We start from the raw sequence: 21,784 nt of genomic DNA on the forward strand, positions 1-21,784 counted from the left end.
GGCATGGCTCGAAAGACTATGGCCCATCGCGGCCGGCGCGATAGATCCTCAGGTCCGGGCCCGAGCCATCGTAGAACCCATTCGCGTTTGGCATGGTGACTCGTGAGAGCACCTTCGCATCCATCGGCTGCTTGCCGTCGATGACGTTACCCGTCGACAGAATGTAGGCGACGAGCGCATAGACCTCGTCCGTCGTGAGCGATCCGGGCTGATCGAAGGGCATGGCACGCCAGATGTAGTCGAAGAGCGTGCTGGCCTGTGGCCAATAGCTTTCCACGGTCTTGAGCGGCTTATCCGTGGCAAGCGAGCCGCGCCCGCCCGCCAGCGCAGGGCCGGCCATGTCCCGGTTCCCTTCGAGCTTCTCACCATGACAGTAGAAGCACTTCTGATTGTAGACCTCGCGTCCTTCGTCCGCCGTTCCGCGCCCCGCCGGCAAGCCGATCCCGCCAGGTTGAATGGCAAAGAACCGCGCGATCTCCTCCGGCTTGAGCGCCGTGCCGATCTCCCGATCGCTCTCTTGCGCCGAGGCCGCCGGCAGCACCAAGCAGGCGGCCAGCACGGCAGCGGCGATCCTAGACATGGACATTCTTGACGCTCCCATCGGCCGCGATCGCCCAGCTTTGAATCGCGTTGTAGTGATAGATCGCGTTCTCGCCGCGAAGCGGAATGAGCTGGTCGCGCGTCGGCTGCACGTATCCCGTCTCGTCGATACAGCGGCTTTGCAGAACGACGGGGCCGCCGTCCCAATGCCACGGGAAGCTGAAACGCACGGTGCACATCGGCTCCGGCACGTTGTCGATGCGCGCGGGCAACCACGTCTTGCCCTTATCGAGCGAGATATCGACGGCCTGCACGCGTCCCCGCCCCGTCCAGGCAAACCCCTGGATCATGTAGTGCCCGGGCTTCGGCAGCATCATCTCGCCGGAGGGAAACGTAATGACGGACTTGGCGTCCATCGCCAGCGTATAGAGCTTCGCGCGGCCGTCTTTCATGAGATCGGTGTAGGCGGAGGTCTCCTCGCGCGTCATGAACGGCCGATCGCTGACCTGCAGGCGCCGCAGCCACTTGATCTGCGTGTTGCCCTCGTAGCCGGGAAGGACGAGCCGCAACGGATAGCCCTGCTCCGGCCGCAGCGCCTCACCGTTCTGCCCGTAGACGATCAGCGCATCCGACAGCATCTTCTCGATCGGAATGCTGCGCGTCATGACGGCCGCGTCGCCGCCCTCCGCCAGCACCCAGGCCGAGGTCTCCTTGAGGCCGACCGCACGCGCGAGCGTCGCGAAGGGCACACCGGTCCATTCCGACGTGCTCAGGAGGCCATGCGTAAATTGCACGGACGTGCCTTTGGGCTTCGACCACTCGCTCAGCGTATTGCCGGAGCATTCGATGAAGTACTTGCGCGTGATCGACGGCAGGCTCTTCAAATCCGCCAGAGCGAACTTCTTCGGCACGTCCACCAGGCCATGCAGAAAGAGCTCATGCCGAGCCGGATCAATGACGGGAATGCCGCCGTGGTGGCGCTCGAAATGCAGCCCCGACGGTGTCAAATTGCCGATGGTCGACGCAAGCGGCGTAAACGTCCACGACGTCACGTCGCTCGGATTGTCGGCCTTGACGCGCACCTCCGTCTCGAATTGAGAGCGCGTGCCATAGCCGCCGTCCTCGTGGACGCCGCGCCCCATGACCTTCGTCGAATCTTCCGGCACGTCGTAAAGCACCGAGCCCGGCGGGCCCTTCGCGTTGGCCGCGGCATAGGCGCGACCGGCCCCAAGACCGCTTGCGGCCGTCGCAGCGGCCCCTGCGAAAAGAAGCTTGCGCCGATCCCAGTCGCCGGGAGCATTCGGACGCATGCCCTCCTGACAGGCGCACGGATCCAATGGAGGGGAGATCTCCCGATCGAACCGATCCCGCTTCACCGCGCCTCACTCCATTCTATTTTGTACCGATCGGTCTATATCTACATCAGGCCAATTCTCATTTCAACCGCGCCAAGGCAAAAATACCCTTCGAATCCCATGCGCGCGGCGGGGATTCCGACCGAGATGGGTCGATGATTTTGAAACTGAGGCAGCGGGGGTTTAAAAAACCGCGCGGCGATCTTCACGCAGAAGCTCACGCGCCATCGAGCAGTCCTGAGCCATTTGCGCCTTGAGGGCATCGACGCTCGCAAACTTCATCTCGGCACGCTGAAACGCGATGAACGCGACATCCATCGCGGCGCCATAGATGTCGCGATCGAAATCGAAAAGATGAACTTCGAGCCGCGGCGCGCCGTCATCGAACTGCGGGCGCGTGCCAAAGCAGGCCACGCCGGCGTGAGAGGTCTCACCCAACGTTGCTCGAATGGCGTAAACCCCGTGCGCAAGCGGCGTATCGGGAGAGAGCAGGAGATTTGCCGTCGCGAAGCCCAGCGCCCTCCCCCGCTTGTCGCCGTGCACCACGGTGGCCGTGATCCGCCACGGCTGGCCGAGAAGCACGGCAGCTCCCGAGACATCGCCTCGCTTGAGGCGATCGAGAATGATCGTCGACGCAGCCGGGTTCGCATCTCCGGCTGCGCCATCCTGACGACTGTGACACCTGTTGCTCATGGACATGCGTCCGGCTCGTTGAAGTCCCGTTAGATGTGAGCAACCTGCCCGTAGCGCGCGTCGTGGTAGACGAGCGGCGAATGCGCATCGAGCCCAGTGCCGATGACACGGCCGACGAAAACCGTATGGGTGCCAATCGAGATCCGATCGACGATTTTGCATTCGATCTGTGCCGTCGCACCGTTGATCAGCGGTACGCCGCGCTCCGTGACCACATGATCGACGCTGCTGAATTGCTCTTCGGCCTTACCGGCGAAGTGCTCCGCAATGCCCTTCTGGCTATCGGCCAGCACGTTCACGGCGAAGAAGCCCTTGCGATCGATGTGCGGATGCGTCCGCGTCGATTTGTTGACGACGATGAGGATCGTCGGAGGTGTCGCGCACACGCTGCAAACCGCTGTCGCCGTAAATCCATGCAGCTGCCCCTCACCTTCGGTGGTGATGACGGTGACGGACCCCGCCAAATGGCGCATGACCGAGCGGAACGTGTCGGAATCGACATCGCTTTCCGCGCCGCCCATCAAGCTGCGCACAAAATTCTGAACCATCAGTCCTTTGCTCCATTGCTGTGTGCCGATGCGATCCGTCCCATCACATCGGCTCCTGCCCAACGACATTCAGTCCGTAGCCTTCGATACTCACCAAGGTCTGCTCCCGGTTCGAAAGCAGAACCATGTCGCGGACCCCGACATCGCGCAGGATCTGCGCGCCGACGCCGTATTCTCGCAGCTCAGGACCTGGGCGCGAATGCGGGCTGCCGTTGAGAATGCGGTGCGAAAGCGCCGTCGGCCGGCCGTCGTTGAGCATGACGATCGCGCCGCGCCCGCGCTGCAGAATGCGGTGCATGGCACTGCTCATGCCTTCGCCGTCGCGCGCGAGAATGACGTCGCCGACCATGTCGAAGCGGTGCAGGCAGACCAGCGTCGGCCCGGGCTTGCGAAGATCGCCTTTGACCAGCAGAACGTGCTCGCCGTGCTCGACGGTGTCGCGATAGACGTGAAGCTGCCATTCGCCGAAACACGGATGATGCACGCCCGAGGTCGCAACGAGCTCGATCAGCCGCTCGGTGCGCAGCCGATAAGCGATCAGATCCGCGATCGTGCCGAGCTTGATTCGATGCTGGCGCGCGAACTTCTTGAGATCCGGCAAGCGGGCCATCGTCCCGTCGTCGTTCATGACCTCGCAAATGACGCCAGACGGGTTCAGCCCCGCGATCCGCGACACGTCCACGGCGGCTTCCGTATGTCCCGCGCGAACGAGCGTTCCGCCCTCGCGCGCGATCAGCGGAAAGATGTGTCCAGGGCTGACGATATCGCGCGCCTGGCATTCCGGATTGATGGCGACGGCGATCGTGCGTGCGCGATCCGCGGCGGAAATGCCGGTCGTGACGCCGGTTCGGGCCTCGATGGAAAGCGTGAACGCGGTCTGAAGCCCCGGCCCCGGCGACTGTACCATAGCGCTCAGCCGCAATTCCGCGACACGCTGCGGCGTCAGCGCGAGGCAGATGAGACCGCGCGCATGCTTCGCCATGAAATTTACGACCTCCGAGGTCGCGAACTGCGCGGGGATGACGATATCCCCTTCGTTCTCGCGGTTCTCGTCATCCACGAGAATGAAGCACCGCCCGGCGCGGGCCTCTTCGATGATCTCCTGCGCCGAGCTGATCTCATCGCCCCTGGAATTCGGATACGTGATCATGAAGTTCATGACGCCGGGATCCTTAGAGACTAAACCGTTGTCTTCCGCTTCGACGTGGGTGGACGTGTTCTGCATGGCCGCACCCTACATTCGACGTTCAGATAGCGATCTCGAGCGGAACAGGCGGATCCGCGCGTTCGAGATCACGAACCAGAGGAATAACGCGCTCGCCGAAGAACCGCGTTTCCTCGTGGAAGTGCAGAAAACCACAAAGGATCATATCGACCCCGGATTTCCTGAGCTTGTGAATCCGGCGCGCGATCTGCTCCGGAGTGCCGACCAGATTGGTTCTAAATCCCTCGTTGTATTGCACGAGGTCGCGCTCGCTCGAATCCGCCCACATGCCCTTCTTCTCGGGGCTTGCCTGCCCGGCTTCCTTGACGTCGTCCTTGAAGCCCGCAATCGCGACCGTATCCGCCGCAGCGATGACGCGATCGAGCTCGGCACGTGCCTCGGCTTCCGTCTCCCGCGCAATGACGAACGCGTTGACGCCGAACTTGACGCGCCGCCCTTTGGCGAGCGCCATCTTCGTCACGTTCACCATCTGCGCCTTGTGCGCCTGGGGGGTATTCCCATTCATGAAATACCAGTCCGAGACCGCCGCGGCCATGCGTTGCGCTGCAGCGGAGTTGCCGCCCTGAAAAATTTCCGGCATCGGCCGTCCTGGCAGCATCAAGGGCTTGGGCTTCAAGGTGTAGTCCTTGATCTGCCAGTATTTGCCACTGTACGAGAAATTGTCTCGCGACCAAGCCCCGCGCAGGATCTCGACGAATTCCTGGGATCGAGCATAACGCTCGTCATGAGGCGGCCACGAGACGCCGAGCGCATCGAACTCCTTGCGATACCAACCGCTCGCCACGTGCAGCGACCAGCGGCCATTGAAAATCTGATCGGCCGTCGCACCGTGCTTCGCAAGCGATCCGGGATGGAAGATGCCGGGAAGAACCGCGGTGATGATGTTGAGCCGCTCGGTGTTCGCGAGCAGCGCCGCCGAGAACATCAGAGAGTCGTGCTGGTACTCGGCGCCGTAGCTCCCCATGAAGCGGATCTGTGTGAGGGCATAGTCGAACCCGACCTCCTCCGCGATCTTCACCTGTTTGATGTTGTAGTCGAGGCTCCAGTCCGTCCGCTGCGGCACCTTGCTCGCGACGAGGCCACCGCTGACGTTCGGCACCCAGTAGGCAAATTTTATCGACGGAACGTCGCTCTTTCGCATTGGCTGCTCTCTGAGCAAAAAGTTATGCGACCTCCGTCGCGTTGTCGTCATTCGAGGAGCTGAGCCGGCACGAGACGCGGCTCGAAATCTCAGCTGGCCTCAGAAAGCTCTCCGCAGTCCGCATGGGCGAACAGACTGCGAACCTCGCTCACGACCCGATCGATCCGGGCCCGCAAAAGCACATTCGCGATCTTTCCATCCTGCACGTCCTCGCCGACCGCATAAAGCGTCGTCGGAACGGTCATCATGGAGAAGAAGCTCATCAGCGGACGCAGTTGATGCTCGAGCACGAGACCATGCATCGTGCTTCCACCGGTCGCGCACAGAACGACCTTGCGGCCGCGCATCGCATCGATGTCGACGAGATCGAAGAAGTGCTTCAGAAGCCCCGTGTAGCTCGCGCGAAAAATCGGCGTGCCGACGATGAGAAGATCCGCCCGCTCCGCAAGCTGCACCGCCTTCTCGCCCTCGGGCGAAATGTCGAGGCGCGTAAGGCCCGACATGATATCCCGGCCCGTTGCCGCAAGAGAAATGCCGTGATCCTCGACTGGCAGCGCGTCTGCGATGGCGCGGCTCACCGCATCGATGAGAACCGCAGTGCGTGAATGCACACTGGGACTCCCGTTAATCCTCACCATCGTGAGTATCGACGTTCCTCTCCCGACCTAATTTAGAGTCTCGCGTTCAGGCGATGTCATTTTCTGTATCGATCGGTCCATCATGATGGCAAATGTGCTCCGAAGCAAGAGGGAAGGAGACAGTTCGACGCAGATTCACGCAATTCGACACAGGCAGCAGCGCTATTTCCAACGGCACAGAGCGGTCGCCGCGTTCCGACCGCATCGATCGTTCCAACCAAGGCAAAAGAAAGCCCCGCCTCGCGCGGGGCGAGACGGGGCTCCTCAAACCGGGGAATTGAACGCGACTAAAAGTTGATGAAGCCGCCGAAAACAATGGTCGACATGTCCCGCGTCTGCACGCCCGGCACATCGACCTCATGCTCGCGGTAGCGGAGCCAGACCGACATCGCAGCCGCATCGATCTCCTGCACCACGCCGAACCCCCAGAACGTCGCCTCGGAGCCGCGCGCCACGCGCCCGACATCGTCCGACGTATCGTTCGCGGTGCCGCCGTCGTTCACGAGGAACGCGCTATCCGTGGCGTGAAGATACTCGCCGTAAGGAATGGTGGCGCCCAACGACGTCGGATTGAGACGGATACCGCTCTTGACGTACCACGTATCGCTCGCCGGGTTGTTCAGCGGATTGACGTCCTGGTCGATGTGGCCCCACGCGCCATGCGCAAACCAACCCGACGGGTTGTGCTGCATGTAGATGCTGGCCTGCGTGTACTCCAACGCACCACCCCGAGGAGCACCCTTCGACTCTTGAGTCGTCTCGGAGTAGGTGACGAGGCCCTTGAGGGTGAAGTCGCCGAAGTTGACGTTGATGTAGCGCAGCGCAACCGCCCAGTTGTCGTCCTCACCCCAAGACGCGCTTGCCGAGAAGCCGCCGATAGTCGGGCTGTCGTAACGCACGACGTTGATCGGAACGCCGTTGCAGTCGCCCGGACCGCCGCCGTAGCCCCGGCAGGACGAGGCGTTGCCCCAGATCAGAGAATCGCCGGGCGCGAAATTGCCCCGCACGCCGAATCCGAACACGTCGTAGGCCACCCAGTAGGCGGCCTGCAGCGTCCCCGAGCTATCGAGGGCCACCACCGCGCTATCATCGGCCGGCGACTGCATGCCGACGCTGAACCGGCCGAGACGCTCGCTTTGCGCAAACCAGTAAGAATAAAGCACCTGCGCCGAGTTCGGGCCGCCGCCGGACAACGCCGCACCGCCACTGCTGACGTTCTGGTTCGTCGTGTAGACGTCGCTCGTGATCAGCTCGACGTGGAGGACATAGCCGACCGAAAAGTCGTTCGTGACCTGCGCCTTGCCCGTGAAATTGACGTTGCTCGCGAACGCCGTGCCCAACCCCGTGACATAGGTGTTGGATTCGACGCCATCGTCCCAGGAGACGACCTGCTCCGCCACCCAGCCGGAAATCTTAAGCGAGACTTTACGATTCCCCTTGCGCGCCGTAGTCGCCTCGAGCTCCGCGATCCGCTCCTCCAGATCTGCGCAGCAATTGCCGCCCAAATCCGCAGCTTCAGCCGCGTGCTGACTCGCTAGCAAACCCACGCTCGCGACCGCGACCGCCAGTATTTTATGCGCTTTCATACTCCCCCCAAAAAGTTTTGGCTGCGATTCGCAATCAATTATATTGAAATAGACCGACCGGTCCATCGACTGCACGCAAGAGGACGGCGAGCCCGAGCCATGGGGATAAGCTCGAAAACTAACTAACCGATCGCATCCAGGTAACTACTTGGAATATAATAAAAATAAATGATAGCACGTCGTGCGCGTACGACAAGGAGAGGTGCGCCAGGCAGCACGTCAGCCCACCTATCGAGATCAAATGACATCGCCACTGTGGCCCCGGCGCACCATGGATAGAAACGTATCTTTCGGTACAAAGTCACAAAATTCGGAAATTGGTTATTTCGGATTGAAGCTGGACGGGCCTCTTTGAGTTGCATCTCTGAGAGCATCACGCTTTCGCCCGCCATTTCATCTCCGGCGCGTGTCGCGCCCCTATCGAAATGAGAGCAGCCGATCGCCTGCGACCACTTGCGCTTCGCGCCCAAGCTGTTTAAATGGACCGGTCGGTACATCAACGGCAAGGGCATGATATCTCCGGGTTGGAGCGTGTCCTTGCGCCCGGTTGTCGGAGTGCTGCTCCGGCCGCCAGACGTATCGATACCGAGCCCAAGCCCGCACGGTCGGACCCCGAGAAGGGGGCCGCGTCGTGAGAGCGTGGCTTCGAAGACGGGAGAAAAAGCAAGGCGGGCCGCACGTCTTCACCGAACGACAAAATCATCACCGAGGAAACGCAATGAAGAAGCGCATTATTCTGAACTGTTTCGACATGACCTGCGTGGGCCATCAGGCCGCAGGAACATGGCGCCATCCGTCGAGCCAGGCGTGGAATTACAACACCATCGATTACTGGACCAATCTTGCAAGGGAGCTCGAGCGCGGCTGCTTTGACACGCTCTTCATCGCGGACGTCGTCGGCGTTTACGACGTCTATCGCGGCTCCGCTGAAGCAGCCCTCAAGGACGCCGCCCAGGTCCCGGTGAACGACCCGTTCGGCGCCATCGCCGCGATGGCCGCGGTCACGGATCATGTCGGCTTCGGCGTCACCGCCGCCGTTACGTTCGAGCCGCCTTACCTGCTCGCGCGCCGTCTCTCGACTCTCGATCACCTCACGAAGGGCCGCATCGCCTGGAACGTCGTGTCGTCGTACCTCAACAGCGCGGCGCTCAACATCGGCATGGATCAGCAGATCGCCCATGACGAGCGCTACGACATGGCCGAAGAGTACATGGAGGTCATGTACAAGCTGTGGGAAGGCTCGTGGGAGGACGGCGCCGTCCACCGCAACAAGGAGACCGGCGTCTTCACGGACGGCTCGAAGGTCCACCCGATCCGCCATCAGGGCAAGTACTACAAGGTCCCGGGCTTCCACCTGTGCGAGCCCTCGCCGCAGCGCTCGCCGGTGATCTTCCAGGCCGGTGCCTCGGGCCGTGGCCGCCGCTTCGCCGCCCGCCATGCCGAAGGCATGTTCATCCTGGCGACGACCGTCGAGCAGGCGAAGCAGATGACGAAGGACATCCGCGACCTCGCCGAGAAGGAAGGCCGCTCGCGCGATTCGATCAAGATCTTCATGCTCTACACGGTCATCACCGGCGCGACCGACGAGGCCGCTCAGCGCAAGTATGAGGAATACCTGTCCTACGCCAGCCCCGAAGGCATGCTCGCCCTCTATGGCGGCTGGACCGGACTGGACTTCTCTCAGATCGACCTCGACGAGCCGCTGCAGGCCGTGGAGAACGACAGCCTGCGCACGACGCTCGAGTCGCTCACGGGCGGCGACGGCGGCCAGCCGTGGACGGTGCGCGAGGTCATCCGCCATCGCTGCATCGGCGGCCTGGGCCCCGTCTTTGTCGGCGGCCCCAAGACGGTCGCGGACGAGCTCGAGCGTTGGGTCGACGAAGGCGGCATCGACGGCTTCAACCTCGCCTACGCCATCACGCCGGGCACGACGAGCGACTTCATCGACTACGTCGTTCCCGAGCTGCGCAAGCGCGGCCGCGTGCAGACCTCCTACAAGGAGGGCACGTTCCGCCAGAAGCTCGTCGGAACGCCCGACGGTCGGACGGAGCCGAGCCATCCCGCGTCGAGCTTCCGCGGCGCGTATGCCGGCAAGGAAAGCGTTGCCGACAGCACCAAAGAGTCGAAGCACAAGATGCCTGAGCCGGCCCAATAAGAGCTCTGAAGCAGGAAATCAGGAAGGACACCTCGCCCTCTCCTGCCAATACCGCGGCTTTTGACACCGTCCCGAGAAAGCAGCGGTAATACGGCTGGGCCCAGGCACACTCCCAATCGCCTGGGCCCAGATTTTTTGCGCCGGCTATCGTCGAAGCCCGCCGCTGCAAGAAAGACGACTCCGCTGCACCCCGAGTTGCAGCATTGCGCCCCGAAGCGGCGCCATAGCCCGTTCGAGAAGAAAGCGCGTACCGAGCACGCAACTCAGCCGTCAGGCGCACGAATGCGACGCGATCAGCCGCGCCGAGCCGCCGCGATCGCGGCGACATCGATCTTCCGCATGGTCATCATCGCCTCGAACGCACGCTTCGCCTCGGCGCCGCCCGCAGCCAGGGCATCCGTCAGCACGCGCGGCGTGATCTGCCAGGAGATGCCCCACTTGTCCTTGCACCAGCCGCACGCACTCTCCTGCCCGCCATGGCCGACGATGGCGTTCCAATAGCGGTCGGTCTCCTCCTGATCGTCGGTCGCGATCTGGAACGAGAACGCTTCGTTGTGCTTGAAGGCCGGCCCTCCGTTGAGCCCGAGGCACGGCACCCCGAAGACCGTGAACGCGACCGCCAGCACGTCTCCCGCCTTGCCGGACGGATAGTCGCTGGGCGCGCGATGGATCGCACCCACGGCGCTGTCAGGAAAAGTCTCGGCATAGAAGCGGGCCGCGGCCTCGGCATCCTTGTCGTACCAGAGGCAAATCGTATTTTTGGACATGGCTTATCCTTTCACGTCAGACCGATCGGCAGCATCGCGCGGGCACTATGCTGTCTCCCGCGCCCCCTCCTGGATCGAGGCATAAGCTAAACCGATATCGGCGGCCGCCGGATCCGATGCAAAAGCCGCTGTCGGCCGAAAGCCCTCGGTCTGACACAGCGCGAAGGCAACCAGTTTTACGAAGTTGTCGTGCTAGAAATAGGACGTGTGGATCAGCTCCTGCCAGGTCAGATAGTCGGCAATGACGTTCGACGTCGCCTCCGAGGTTTCCGCCGCCGTCAAGCTGTCGACGATGTTGCGGAACTTGGGGATCGCCGTCCCGATGGCGCGGTCGCTCGCCGTTTCGATGCCGTCCGCGACCTCAGCCGGCAGCGGAGGAAAGCCGCGCGTCAGCCACACCGGCCACGCGCTCGCATCGATCGCGAAGTCCTCTTGCGTGTCGCTGCCGTAGGTGGCGGCCTTGAGCTGCGCCAACGTCAACGGATTGAGGATGATGCTCAAGCCGTGGCTGACGAGCCGGGCGATGGCGCTGGACACGAGCGCCAGCACGTAGGCCGCTCCCACGAGAAGCGTAATCCCGAACACCAGGAGGCCGATCTGCGCCAGCATCGGCGCCTCATCGAACCGGACGCCCGGCAACAGAAGATTGGCGGGGATGACGATCACACCGAGAAACAGCACCGCGGCGTTCTCGAAGATGTTCGTGCCCCCGGACGGGTAGAGCTCAGCAACCGCAGACGGCTCGATGATCGAAAACACCCGGCTCGCGATCGCGTTCATGATCGATGGCGAATTGAGCGCGAGCAGGGCCAGCAGCGGAAGAAGGCCGACCGTCAGCAGGTTGAGCGCCGAAGCCGCGAAATGCCGGGGAAAGATGGCAAGGTCCAGGCGCTTCACGGCCTTGAGGCACTGCACGGCCTCGTCCTTCGCATGCCAGAGCGGAAACCATCGATCGGCGAAGTGCTTTTCGGCAAAGCCAAGCAGCCGCGGATTGAAGCCCAGCGAGCGGCGCCGCTCCTGAAACCGCAGCACCCCGTAGAAGAGAGCGAGCGGGACAAAGAACGTCGCGATCAGCAACACCCACGCACCGACCTCGTTGTCGACCGATCCGCCCATCGCGATCAGCCCGCCCAGGAAGAGGAACATCAGCAGCGTCAGATAGATCGCCCTGCCGAACACGCCGAGCCGCGAAAACAGGAAGCGCTGGCGCTCCGTCTTGATGAACGGTGTGCCGATCGTGATCCAGCGTTGCAGCGCCGGCAGCGGCCTCTGGTTGCGCGCGGCATGCAGCAAAGCGGTGCTCACCACCGACCCGCCATGACTGTGCCCGATCACGGCATAGGGCTCGCCACGCGCCTCGAGCTCCGCGAGCCGCTTCGCCAGGCTTCCCCCCGCGCGCCGCCGCGCCGTCTCGCTGTTCAACCCCGTCCAGACGAACGGCGCGATGACGAGCTGGCCATCGGTGCCTTCGATCAGCTCGGGAAGCCGGCAGGCAAAGGCGCTCCCCTGCTGCCACCACTTCTGCCCCTCCAGAGGTCCGCTGGAAAACGTCCCGTGAACCGTCACAATCGTCGCCATGCTGCCCCTCTGCCGGCGCGGCGCCGATCCTGGCGCGTGACCGGGCCTCGCGTTCCCCTGGATCTTCGGTTAGCGCGGCGGCATCGTCCGGCCAAATACTTTTTGGGCGGAACGGCTCGGCTCGGCTCGACGTAGCGCCACTGACGCCACGGCGCCGGCGAGGAACACGGAAACGATCAATTCCCTCAGGGGCTCATGACACGGCGCGCTAATCGGCCGGATCCGAGATGCGCGGCACCTGCCCGCCCCGCAGCACGCTGTTGCCCTGGTACAGCGTGCGCTGGTCGATGCCGGCGGGCGCGAGCCAGTCGCTTTCGCTCATCTGCCCGCTCTGTCCGTAGATCGCGAGCGCGTTGGCATAGGTCACGAGGCGGATGGCGTCGGCGGAGAGGCCCTGCTCGGCCATCAGGCTCGCAGTCTTCGGCACCGACAGCGGATCGGAAACGCCCCAGTCGCACGCGGAATCGACGATCAGCCGCTCCGGCCCATAGCCCTTGACCAGCGCGACCATGCGCTCCGCCGTCATCTTGGAGTGCGGATAGATCGAGAACGCCGCCCAGAAGCCGCGGTCCTTGACCTCCTGGATCGTCTCCTCGTTGACGTGATCGATCACCACGCGCGCGGGATCGAGCTTGTGCTCGAGGATGACGTCCATCGAGCGCGAGGCCCCGCGCTTCTTGTCACGATGAGGCGTGTGGATCATGACGGGAAGGTCGAGATCGCGCGCCAGATCGAGCTGCAGGCGGAAATACTTGTCCTCGAGCGCCGTCTGCTCGTCGTAACCGATCTCGCCGATGGCCACTACGCCCTCCTTGACCGCGAACTCAGGCAGGATCGCCATCACGGCCTCGGCCAGCGCCTCGTTGTTGGCCTCCTTGGAGTTGAGGCCGATGCAGCAGTAGTGGCGCACGCCGAACTGCCCCGCCCGAAAGCGCTCGAAGCCGAGGATGTGCGAGAGATAATCCGCATAGCTCCCGACGTTCGTGCGCGCCTGGCCGATCCAGAACGCAGGCTCGACGACGGCGACGACGCCGGCCTTCGCCATGGCCTCGTAATCGTCGGTGGTGCGGGAAATCATATGAGCATGGGGATCGATGAACATCGAAGGTCTCCAGGAGATACTGTTGCGGAGGTCAGGCGACCACGTCCCAGGTGAGGCGTCCCGCTTGGATGGCTGCGGCCAGCTCGCCGGCAGAGGCCAGCGCCTCTTGCGCCGAGCCACGCGGGCACGCGGCAAGCGCGAGAGCCGCGCCCGCCTTCTCCGCCTCGGTGCCGTCGCGGAGAATGCCGGCCAGGAGAGCGACCTCCGCGTCCGTCGCAAACGGCGCCACGCACCGCCAAAGCTCGGGCGAGATCGTCCGGCCGGCCGCCCGGCGCTCGGCGGCATAATCGATGAGCATCTCAGCAAGCTCGCCGTTGCGCCGCGCATCCAGGCCCTGGATCGGCGCGAGACGGCTGCCGATGAAGAGGGTTTTCACCACCATCTGGTTCCACTGCGCCTCGCTGAAGCGCTCGCGCGGATAGGGATTGCGATGCGCGACCGCCTCGAAGATCGGCTGCATGGCCGAGCGGACACCTTCGGTCGCCGTCGGCAGCAAGCGCTCGGGCGCGGGGAGAAGCGGCAAGCCCCGGAGCAACGCGATCTGCTCTCCGATCTCCGCCGTCGAAAAGAAGCGATGAAGCTCGGTTGCGAAGTCCTCGTCGTTGCCGGTGTAGCAGGCGAGCACGAGAAGGATGCGGGCCGCCTGATCGACGCTCCAGCCGGTGGCATCCAGATCCGGGCGAACCGCGCGGCCGGCTTCCATCTCCTGCGGCGTGAGGTTCAAATCGGCCTTGCCGACCTTGCGCGGGGCGAGCCCGATGGCGATCCCCAGTTGGCGGCGCGCCCCGCCCGCGATGAGCGCGGTCTGCTGATCGAGCCACGCCATCGCGGCCTCGGGCAGGCGCGGCGCGAGCCAGCCGCGCAGAAGCGCGTTGTGCCTCTCGGGGTCGGTAGAAGAAGAATGGGTGTTCGCCATGAGGTCGATCGTCATGTTCCAGAAACGAAGCGCTGCAAGACCAGGGTGAGGACGAAACAGGCCACGCAGATCAGTGCAGCCATACCATGCCCGGCCGCAGCCGCAATGGCGGCATCGACGAGGGCGATCGCCGCGATCAGGGCGCCGACATGCCCGACGCCGCGCTTGGCCAGCTCGGTCAGCGCGACCACATAGACGAGCAGCGCGAGCGCCGCGGCGAGGATCGGCCCCGAGAGCGCGGCCTGCGCCGCCAGGGCCGTCCCGATGTAAACGAGCCCCCGGCACAGCCCCATGAGAACGGGCGAGAGCGGGTTGCCCTTGTGCCAGGCATCGTACGCCAGAATGGTGCCCGCGAGCGCCAGCCCCGCGAGCGCACTCTCCGTGCCGAAGCTCGCAAGGCCGAGCACGCCGGCGAGGAGAAGCCCGCCCCCCACGGCGAACGCCGCGAACGGCGTGATCGCACCGGACGGCAGCGGACGCTCCGGCCTCTCGCGCCGATCGATCTCCCGGTCGAACGCATCGTTCAGCACCATGCCGCCCGTGTAAAGCAGCGACATCGCGAGCAGCACGATCGCGAGCCCGGACGCCTCCATGCCGCCGGCGAGAACGGATGCGGCCAGCACGTTGCTCCAGATCGTCGGCAGGTTGGAGATCCGGGCGAGCCTCACGAGCGCAATGATCGGTGTCACGCGCCAAGCTCCGCGCGCACCCATTGGATCTCGCGCACGATATCGCCGGCCATCTCCGCCGACCTCAGCGCATCCGGAAGAACGCCCCAGGTATAGGTCTCGACCTCGAGATGCGGCGAGACCTCCTGCACGCGGCAGAGCGCGAGCGCCTCCCGCAGGTTCTGCTGCGTCGAGCCGAGATCCTCGAAACGATCGACAAAGACGGGCACATGGCAGTGCACCCGCCATTCGCCGCCGCCCACGCCTTGCCGCGCCGCCAGGAACGCGTCCGGCAGGTCGGTGTAGCGCGCAAGCGCGCCATCGCGCCGCTGGACGGTTTGATGGAGATAGATGCCGTCGTCGAAGCGCCCGAGCAGGCGCTCGAAATGAGCGGCCTCCGCGCTCACCTTCAAAGCGGCGCTGAGTTGAAGCTTGGCGATGGCGATGCCGGAGGCACGAACCGCTTCCAGCGCCGGCACCGTCTCCTCGAATGCGACCGCCGAATGGCAGACGTCGAAGCACAGGCCGATATGGCGCCGGAGACATGCCTCCGCGTCCGCGACCGGAACGCCCGTGAGGCTCGCGAAGGCCTGGCAGGCGGCACGCGAGAGGAGATGGTCGCGGATATAGGCGATGGCCTCGTCCGTCGTTTCCAGGAAACAGGCGGGCTCCGGCTCGATGGCGAGCACGATCGTCCGACCCGTCGCCTGCAAGATGCCGTGCAGATGAGCGGCCGCGCGCACAAACCCCTCGCTGATCCGGTCGATATCCGTCGCGCTCTTGATCTCGGCCTTGAACGCACCGGGCACGGTGCTGATGCTGGCCGGCAGTCCCTCCGGCGCCAGATCCGACAGGATCGTCGCCACCTGATTGGTGAAGTCCAACCGCTCCGGGGTGCGCCAATCGGGCTGATAGACGCGCTCTTTCACGCGCGTGCCGTGGAAGCTCCCATAAGGAAAGGCGTTGATCGTGAAGACGTAGAACCCGCCGTCCGCGAGAAAGCGCCGGAGCTCGACGAGCGTGTCCGGAGCCGATAACTCCTGCGCGGCGAGCGCCGAGAGCCTGAGGCCCACGCCCATGGACCGGTCCGCGGAGACCTCCCGTTTGACGACGGGCAGATGCTGCGCCAGGGCGGCACGGATGTCCGCCCAGCTCTCGCCAGCATGAATGTTGGTGCAATAGGTCAGGTGGGGACGTCCAGGAAGCGCCAGCTCCATCAAGTCTCCTCCGACCGCAGCCAGTCCAGCGCCTGCCCGATGAGCGCCGTGTCCATCTCGTGCACCTCGACGCCGGTTCCGATCTCCGAAAGGAGCGTAATGGTGAGATCGCCGCCGAGGTGCTCGCGGAATTCCTCGAGCCCTTTGAGGAGGACGCGCGCACCCGTGCCGTCCCGCTGATCGCAGGCGGCGTGCCACAGATTGAACCCCAGGCGCCGCAACAGACGGCAGATCCGGACATCCTCGCCCGCCGGCAGCAGGCCCGCGAGAACCGAGTAACGCGTGTCGAGCGCGATGCCGATCGCGACGGCTTCGCCATGGCGCAGCTCATAGCCCGATAGGACCTCGAGCTTGTGGGCCGCCCAATGGCCGAAATCCAGCGGCCGGACGCTGCCGCGCTCGAAGGGATCGCCGCCGTGCGCGATCTGGCGCATGTGCAGCAGAGCGCAATGCCGGATCAGCCGCTCGAGCGGCTCGGAGGCGAACAGCGCCAGCGCCTCGGCCTGCTCCTCGAGCCACGCGAAGAAGGCCGCATCGCGGATCAAAGCGACCTTGACCGCCTCCGCCATGCCGGCCCGCTTGTCGCGCCCGGGCAGAATGTCGATGAACGCCGAATCGTTGATCACCGCATGGGGCGGCGCGAACGTGCCGAGCATGTTCTTCATGCCGAAGGCGTTGATGCCATTCTTCACGCCCACGCCGGAATCGTTCTGGGCAAGCACGGTGGTCGGAATGCGAATGTGGCGAATGCCGCGATGCGTGGTGGCTGCCGCATAGCCGACGAGATCGAGCGCCGCGCCCCCGCCGACGCAGATAACATAGGAATGCCGGTCGAGCCCGAGCGCGACGAAACGCTCCTGCAGATAGGCGACGTGTGTGGGATCGTTTTTCGCCGTCTCGCCGCCGACAATGGTCTCGATCGGGCCGGCGAGCTTCAGGCCCGGATGCGCCGCCACATAAGAGGCGATACGCCGCTTGAGATCCGGCATCTCCCGCTCGACGCCGTCATCGACAACGAAGGCCAACAGGTGCTCGCCGCGGCCAGCCCGGTCGCCGAGCACCTCGATCAGCGTCTCGTTGTGCTCGCGGAAGACGTCCCGCGTAAAGGCAACGGCAAAGTCGAAGGAAACGGAAAAGCGCTGAGAAAAGAGCCGCGCGTTATTTTCAGAATGAAACGCAGGAAGAGCCAAGGCGAAATCACGTGACACGACGTCTCCTCACGAATGCTGTACCCCTCCTCGGAATTCTTTTTGCACGGGTAAAAATCCCGAATTTCTTTCGGAATATCCACACGCCTGCTGCGCGCCAATGCCGGAGGGCGAACGCGACGCCCGAAGCTATGCTCATTTGGCGAGCGCTGGCAACACTCTCTCGCCGTCTCATGAGAGACCCGGCCGGCCGGGCCGTACAAGCCTGCCCCACCCGGAACACGACAGCACGCGGGCGTGCTAGGGATAAGTTCCCACGCGCGCTCAGGACAATCGCCCATCGGGCACCCCCTGGAGCGCCTGGCGCCGGAAATTCCGCAAGTGTCAAATTTTCTTGATTGCCATTGGGCATAATTTCGTTGCTGAATAAAATGGCGTGTCGGGACTGCCCCGCAAGCGCCGCATGCGAATTTCCACGCTGCGCACGCGTTTCGCGCCCCACAGATTATCCGTGGACGCGCAAAACATCATCGGTTTCAATACGAATGCGAAATGGGAGAACGTCCAAAATGCGAATGCGGTTCAAGATGTCCGCTTCGATACTGGCGGCTGGTTTCCTCGTAACGGGGTCGTACGCGACTGTTGCGCAGGAAGTACCGAAGACAGCCGACCAGGTCGCCCGCCCTGGCGGGAAGCTGCCGGGGAATGCGAAGATCGCTCTGGTGAAGGTTGCCGACGGCTTCCTGGATCCCGTCGGCGTTGCCTCGGCCCGCGACGGCACGGGCCGCATCTTCGTGGTCGAGCGTCAGGGCACGATCCGGATCGTCAACAAAGACGGCAAGGTGAACGAGAAGCCGTTCCTCGACCTCACGAAGAACAGCCCGCTCGGCAGCGAGGTCCAGACCGGCTTCGTGGAGCAGGGCCTGTGGGCCATCGCGTTCCATCCGAAGTTCAAGGAGAACGGCCACTTCTACGTCAGCTATGCGTCGCTGCCGTTCAACGGCGCCCACATCGTCGCGCGCTATACGGTTGATACGGCGAACCCGGATGTCGTCTCGGTCGAGCACGCGAACAAGACCGTCAAGGTCATCATGAACATCCCGCAGCCCTACTACAATCACTACGGCGGCGGCATCCAGTTCGGCCCCGACGGCTACCTCTACATCGGCAAGGGCGACGCCGGCTGGGAAGGCGACCCGCTCGACGCCGGCCAGAGCAAGAACGTGCTGTGGGGCAAGATGCTCCGCATCGACGTCGATACGCCGGACGACGTGGCCTACAAGATCCCCAAGGACAACTCGTGGGCGACCGCCTATCAGGATCGCATGATGACGCTCTTCGGCATCACCGAGGAGGGCTTCTCGAAGATCCACATGGGTGCGCGCGGCGAGATCTGGGCCTACGGCCTGCGTAACCCCTACGCCTTCCACTTCGATGCCAAGACGGGCGGCCTCTTCATCGCCGACGTCGGCCAGAACCATCTCGAGGAGATCGACTGGCAGCCGGCCTCGAGCAAGGGCGGCGAGAACTACGGCTGGAAGCACAACATGGGCACCAACTGCCATCCGATGACGGGTCCGGACGACAAGTGCCCGATCGTCGGCGTGCTTCCCGTGAGCCAGTATCCGCATCAGGAGCCCTATCCGGGCGCTGAGAAGCTCAAGGATGGGTGGGGCTGCTCGGTGATGGGTCTCGGCGTCGCCAACTACGCCGGCCTCGAGAGCGCCTACCTGACGGGCGACTGGTGCTCGGGCCGCGTGTTCGCCACCGGCTGGGACGGCAGCAAGTGGCAGATGCAGGAGCTGGCGCAGACGGCGCTCCAGTTCACGGCCGGCAACAACGACGAGGACGGCTCGGTGCTGGCGGTCAACTGCAACTGCTTCTACCTCGACGACAAGGGCGCAGCGGCAAACCCGCCGGGCGCGCTCTGGAGGATCGTCGCAGCCGACAAGGTTCCCGAGGGGGCCGAGGTCGCCAAGACGAAGAAGTAGCAAGGAAGCGTCGGGGCGCACCAGGCGTCCTGGCGCGCATCCTGAACGAAAAGGAAGGTCCTCGCGTTATCCGCGCGAGGGCCTTCACTCTGCCGAGCCCCCGCCCGCTTCTATGCTTCTCTTGAGACAGGTTCCCGCTTCATGGCTTTCAAACTCCAGGTCCTTCCCGCTGTCGCTGCCGCAGCCGCAATCGCCCTCGTCTCCCTGACGGCCGCCGGGCCTGTCCGGGCCGACGTCGAGTTCCGTCACGCCCTCGACGATTCCGCCCTCGATCTCGCCCCGATCAAGGGCGAGGAGCTCACCGATGCGGTCAAATCGTTCTACAAGGACGGCGTCAACCCCTACAGCGGCAATGCCGAGGCCGTGGCCGCCGGCAAGGCGCTCTACGAGGAGCACTGCCAGGCCTGCCATCTCGAGGACGGGCGCGGCGGCATGGGACCGAGCCTGATCGACGACATCTACGTCAACGCACGCGCCAACACCGACGTCGGCATGTTCGAGATCATCCATTCCGGCGCGTCCGGCGCCATGCGCTCGTTCTCCGAGCGCGGCGTGAAGCAGGACGAGATGCTCAAGATGATCGCCTACATCCATACGCTGAAGAAATAACGGCGGCCGAGGCGAGACAGCAGGGCATGGTTCCGACCGTTGTCATCAATGTTGTCGGACTGACGCCGGCGCTGCTCGGGCCCCACACGCCGAACCTCTCCCGCCTCGCGGCCGTGGGCGGCGTGCGCCCGCTCAAGACCGTCACGCCCGCCCTCACCTGCTCCGCACAGGCGACGTTCGTGACCGGGCGCCTGCCGCGCGAGCACGGCATCGTCGCCAACGGCTGGCTGTTCCGCGACCTGATGGAGGTCTGGCTGTGGCGCCAGTCGAGCCGTCTGGTAAGCGGCGAGCGCGTCTGGGAGGCCGCCAAGGCGCGCGATCCGGGCTTCACCTGCGCCAACCTCTTCTGGTGGTACGCGATGGCGGCCTCGACGGACCTCGCCGTCACGCCGCGCCCCATCTACAAGGCCGACGGGCGCAAGCTGCCGGACTGCTATGCCGACCCGCCGGAGCTGCGCGCCGAGCTGACCGACAAGCTCGGGGTCTTCCCGCTGTTCCGGTTCTGGGGCCCGGCGACGACGATCGAGTCGAGCCGCTGGATCGCCGACGCCGCCCGCCATGTCATCGAGACGCGGGATCCGACGCTGACCCTCGTCTATCTCCCCCACCTCGACTACGCCCTGCAGCGGCTGGGGCCGGACCATCCGGAGATCCCCAAGGAGCTTGTGGAGATCGATCGGGTCGCCGGCGGCCTGATCGACGCCGCGGCCGCCCGCGGCCGCCGCATCATCGTGCTCTCCGAGTACGGCATCACGCCCGTGCGCCGCCCGCTTCACATCAACCGCGCCCTGCGGGAGGCGGGCCTGCTCGCGATCCGCGAGGAGGATGGCGGCGAGATTCTGGACATCCCGCGCTGCCGCGCCTTCGCCCTCGCCGATCACCAGATCGCGCATGTCTACGTGCGCGACGCACGCGATCTGCCGGCCGCGCGCGCGGCCCTCGGGGAGCTGCCGGGCGTGGCCCACGTTCTCGACCGGCGCCAGCAGGCGGATTGGGGGCTCGACCACGACCGCTCGGGCGAGCTGGTCGCCCTGTCCGAGGCCGACGCCTGGTTCACCTACTACTATTGGCGCGACGACGCGCGCGCGCCGGACTTCGCCCGCACCGTCGACATCCACAAGAAGCCCGGCTATGACCCGGTGGAGCTGTTCGTCGACCCGCAGATCCGCCATCCCAAGCTCGCGATCGGCTGGCGCCTCGCCAAAAAGGCGCTCGGGTTGCGCACGCTCATGGATGTCATTCCGCTCGATGCCACGCTCGTCCGGGGCTCGCACGGGCTGGCGGGCGGGCCCGAGCAGCATGGCCCGGTCTTCCTGTCGTCGGCGCCCCACCTCGTGCCGGAGGGCGCCGTCGATGCGCGGGCCGTCAAGGACCTGATGCTGGCCCATATCTTCGAGGCTTGAGGGAGCACGGACCGTGGAGGCGCGCGAGGAGCGATTGATCCTGGTCGATACCGCGGACCAGGTGACCGGGTCAGCAGAGAAGATCGACGTCCATCGCCGCGGTCTCCTGCACCGCGCGTTCTCGGTGATCGTGTGGGATTCCGAGGGGCGCCAGCTCCTGCAGAAGCGGGCCGCGGCGAAGTATCATTCGGGTGGGGTCTGGACCAACGCCTGCTGCGGGCATCCCCGCCCCGGCGAGAGCGTCAAGGCCGCCGCCCTGCGCCGCCTCGGCGAGGAGATGGGCTTTGCCTGTCCGCTCGAATGGCTCGGCATCGTGCAGTATCACGCAAGCTTCGAGAACGGTCTCAGCGAGAACGAGGTCGTGCACGTGTTCCGCGGCCGCTACGACGGGCCCGTCACCCCCGACCCGACGGAGGCGGAGGACTATCGCTGGTGCGCCCCGGACCGGATCCAGCGCGACATCGCAACGGCACCCGACCGCTTCAGCGTCTGGTTCCAGCGCTA

21 protein-coding genes are annotated in these 21,784 nt (G+C 64.5%); 5 read left to right on the top strand and 16 right to left on the bottom strand.

Annotated features, from left to right (window positions below):
- Positions 1-16: 16 nt before the first annotated feature.
- The 9 genes from V7082_RS12735 to V7082_RS12775 form a co-directional block, all read right to left on the bottom strand.
- Positions 17-580 carry a c-type cytochrome gene (locus V7082_RS12735; RefSeq protein ID WP_334149085.1) on the bottom strand — a complete coding sequence of 188 codons (564 nt, stop codon included), beginning with the start codon at positions 578-580 and terminating at the stop codon, positions 17-19.
- Positions 573-1,850, bottom strand: a complete 1,278-nt coding sequence (gene soxC, locus V7082_RS12740) for a sulfite dehydrogenase (protein WP_334149087.1) — start codon at positions 1,848-1,850, stop codon at positions 573-575. The genes V7082_RS12735 and soxC overlap by 8 nt, the downstream gene beginning before the upstream one ends.
- Before the next feature lie 228 nt (positions 1,851-2,078).
- Positions 2,079-2,594, bottom strand: a complete 516-nt coding sequence (locus V7082_RS12745; protein ID WP_334149088.1) for a riboflavin kinase — start codon at positions 2,592-2,594, stop codon at positions 2,079-2,081.
- A 23-nt stretch (positions 2,595-2,617) separates the two neighbouring features.
- Complete coding sequence (locus tag V7082_RS12750; protein ID WP_334149090.1) at positions 2,618-3,109, bottom strand: flavin reductase family protein; 492 nt, start codon at positions 3,107-3,109, stop codon at positions 2,618-2,620.
- 70 nt (positions 3,110-3,179) lie between these two features.
- On the bottom strand, positions 3,180-4,361 hold the full coding sequence (gene ribB, locus V7082_RS12755; RefSeq protein ID WP_334149092.1) for a 3,4-dihydroxy-2-butanone-4-phosphate synthase: 1,182 nt from the start codon (positions 4,359-4,361) through the stop codon (positions 3,180-3,182).
- Positions 4,362-4,383: 22 nt separating this feature from the next.
- Entirely contained in the window at positions 4,384-5,502 is a 1,119-nt protein-coding gene (gene sfnG, locus V7082_RS12760) for a dimethylsulfone monooxygenase SfnG (protein ID WP_334149094.1), read from the bottom strand.
- An 89-nt stretch (positions 5,503-5,591) separates the two neighbouring features.
- A complete protein-coding gene (locus tag V7082_RS12765; RefSeq protein ID WP_334149096.1) occupies positions 5,592-6,140 on the bottom strand; it encodes an NAD(P)H-dependent oxidoreductase in 549 nt (182 codons plus the stop codon).
- 287 nt (positions 6,141-6,427) lie between these two features.
- On the bottom strand, positions 6,428-7,726 hold the full coding sequence (locus V7082_RS12770) for a porin (RefSeq protein WP_334149098.1): 1,299 nt from the start codon (positions 7,724-7,726) through the stop codon (positions 6,428-6,430).
- 122 nt (positions 7,727-7,848) lie between these two features.
- Positions 7,849-8,238 (bottom strand): hypothetical protein, encoded by a 390-nt coding sequence (locus tag V7082_RS12775; protein WP_334149100.1) that lies wholly within the window; start codon positions 8,236-8,238, stop codon positions 7,849-7,851.
- Positions 8,239-8,444: 206 nt separating this feature from the next.
- Between V7082_RS12775 and V7082_RS12780 the strand changes: the two genes are divergently transcribed.
- Entirely contained in the window at positions 8,445-9,881 is a 1,437-nt protein-coding gene (locus tag V7082_RS12780) for an LLM class flavin-dependent oxidoreductase (RefSeq protein WP_334149102.1), read from the top strand.
- A gap of 293 nt (positions 9,882-10,174) precedes the next feature.
- On the opposite strand, the gene V7082_RS12785 is transcribed toward V7082_RS12780, so the two are convergent.
- From V7082_RS12785 to V7082_RS12815, 7 genes are all read right to left on the bottom strand, one after another.
- Complete coding sequence (locus V7082_RS12785; protein WP_334149104.1) at positions 10,175-10,648, bottom strand: VOC family protein; 474 nt, start codon at positions 10,646-10,648, stop codon at positions 10,175-10,177.
- Positions 10,649-10,840: 192 nt separating this feature from the next.
- A complete protein-coding gene (locus V7082_RS12790) occupies positions 10,841-12,226 on the bottom strand; it encodes a hypothetical protein (RefSeq protein WP_334149106.1) in 1,386 nt (461 codons plus the stop codon).
- 208 nt (positions 12,227-12,434) lie between these two features.
- On the bottom strand, positions 12,435-13,328 hold the full coding sequence (locus V7082_RS12795) for a TatD family hydrolase (protein WP_334149108.1): 894 nt from the start codon (positions 13,326-13,328) through the stop codon (positions 12,435-12,437).
- 31 nt (positions 13,329-13,359) lie between these two features.
- Positions 13,360-14,244 carry an EboA domain-containing protein gene (locus V7082_RS12800; RefSeq protein WP_334149110.1) on the bottom strand — a complete coding sequence of 295 codons (885 nt, stop codon included), beginning with the start codon at positions 14,242-14,244 and terminating at the stop codon, positions 13,360-13,362.
- Between the two features lie 11 nt (positions 14,245-14,255).
- Positions 14,256-14,933, bottom strand: coding sequence for a UbiA family prenyltransferase (locus V7082_RS12805; RefSeq protein ID WP_334149112.1), 678 nt, complete (start codon positions 14,931-14,933; stop codon positions 14,256-14,258).
- On the bottom strand, positions 14,930-16,129 hold the full coding sequence (gene eboE, locus V7082_RS12810; RefSeq protein WP_334149114.1) for a metabolite traffic protein EboE: 1,200 nt from the start codon (positions 16,127-16,129) through the stop codon (positions 14,930-14,932). Before eboE ends, V7082_RS12805 begins: the two co-directional genes overlap by 4 nt.
- A complete protein-coding gene (locus V7082_RS12815) occupies positions 16,129-17,337 on the bottom strand; it encodes a 3-dehydroquinate synthase (RefSeq protein ID WP_334149115.1) in 1,209 nt (402 codons plus the stop codon). Before V7082_RS12815 ends, eboE begins: the two co-directional genes overlap by 1 nt.
- A gap of 527 nt (positions 17,338-17,864) precedes the next feature.
- On the opposite strand from V7082_RS12815, the gene V7082_RS12820 reads away from it, so the two are divergent.
- The 4 genes from V7082_RS12820 to idi form a co-directional block, all read left to right on the top strand.
- A complete protein-coding gene (locus V7082_RS12820) occupies positions 17,865-19,268 on the top strand; it encodes a PQQ-dependent sugar dehydrogenase (protein WP_334149116.1) in 1,404 nt (467 codons plus the stop codon).
- A 141-nt stretch (positions 19,269-19,409) separates the two neighbouring features.
- Entirely contained in the window at positions 19,410-19,877 is a 468-nt protein-coding gene (locus tag V7082_RS12825) for a c-type cytochrome (protein WP_334149117.1), read from the top strand.
- Between the two features lie 26 nt (positions 19,878-19,903).
- Positions 19,904-21,280, top strand: coding sequence for a nucleotide pyrophosphatase/phosphodiesterase family protein (locus V7082_RS12830; RefSeq protein WP_334149119.1), 1,377 nt, complete (start codon positions 19,904-19,906; stop codon positions 21,278-21,280).
- A 13-nt stretch (positions 21,281-21,293) separates the two neighbouring features.
- The coding region (idi, locus tag V7082_RS12835) for an isopentenyl-diphosphate Delta-isomerase (RefSeq protein ID WP_334149121.1) at positions 21,294-21,784 on the top strand (491 nt) is incomplete at its 3' end.

The sequence above is a fragment of the Hyphomicrobium sp. genome (assembly GCF_036833075.1).
In the GTDB taxonomy this organism is placed as follows: domain Bacteria; phylum Pseudomonadota; class Alphaproteobacteria; order Rhizobiales; family Hyphomicrobiaceae; genus Hyphomicrobium_C.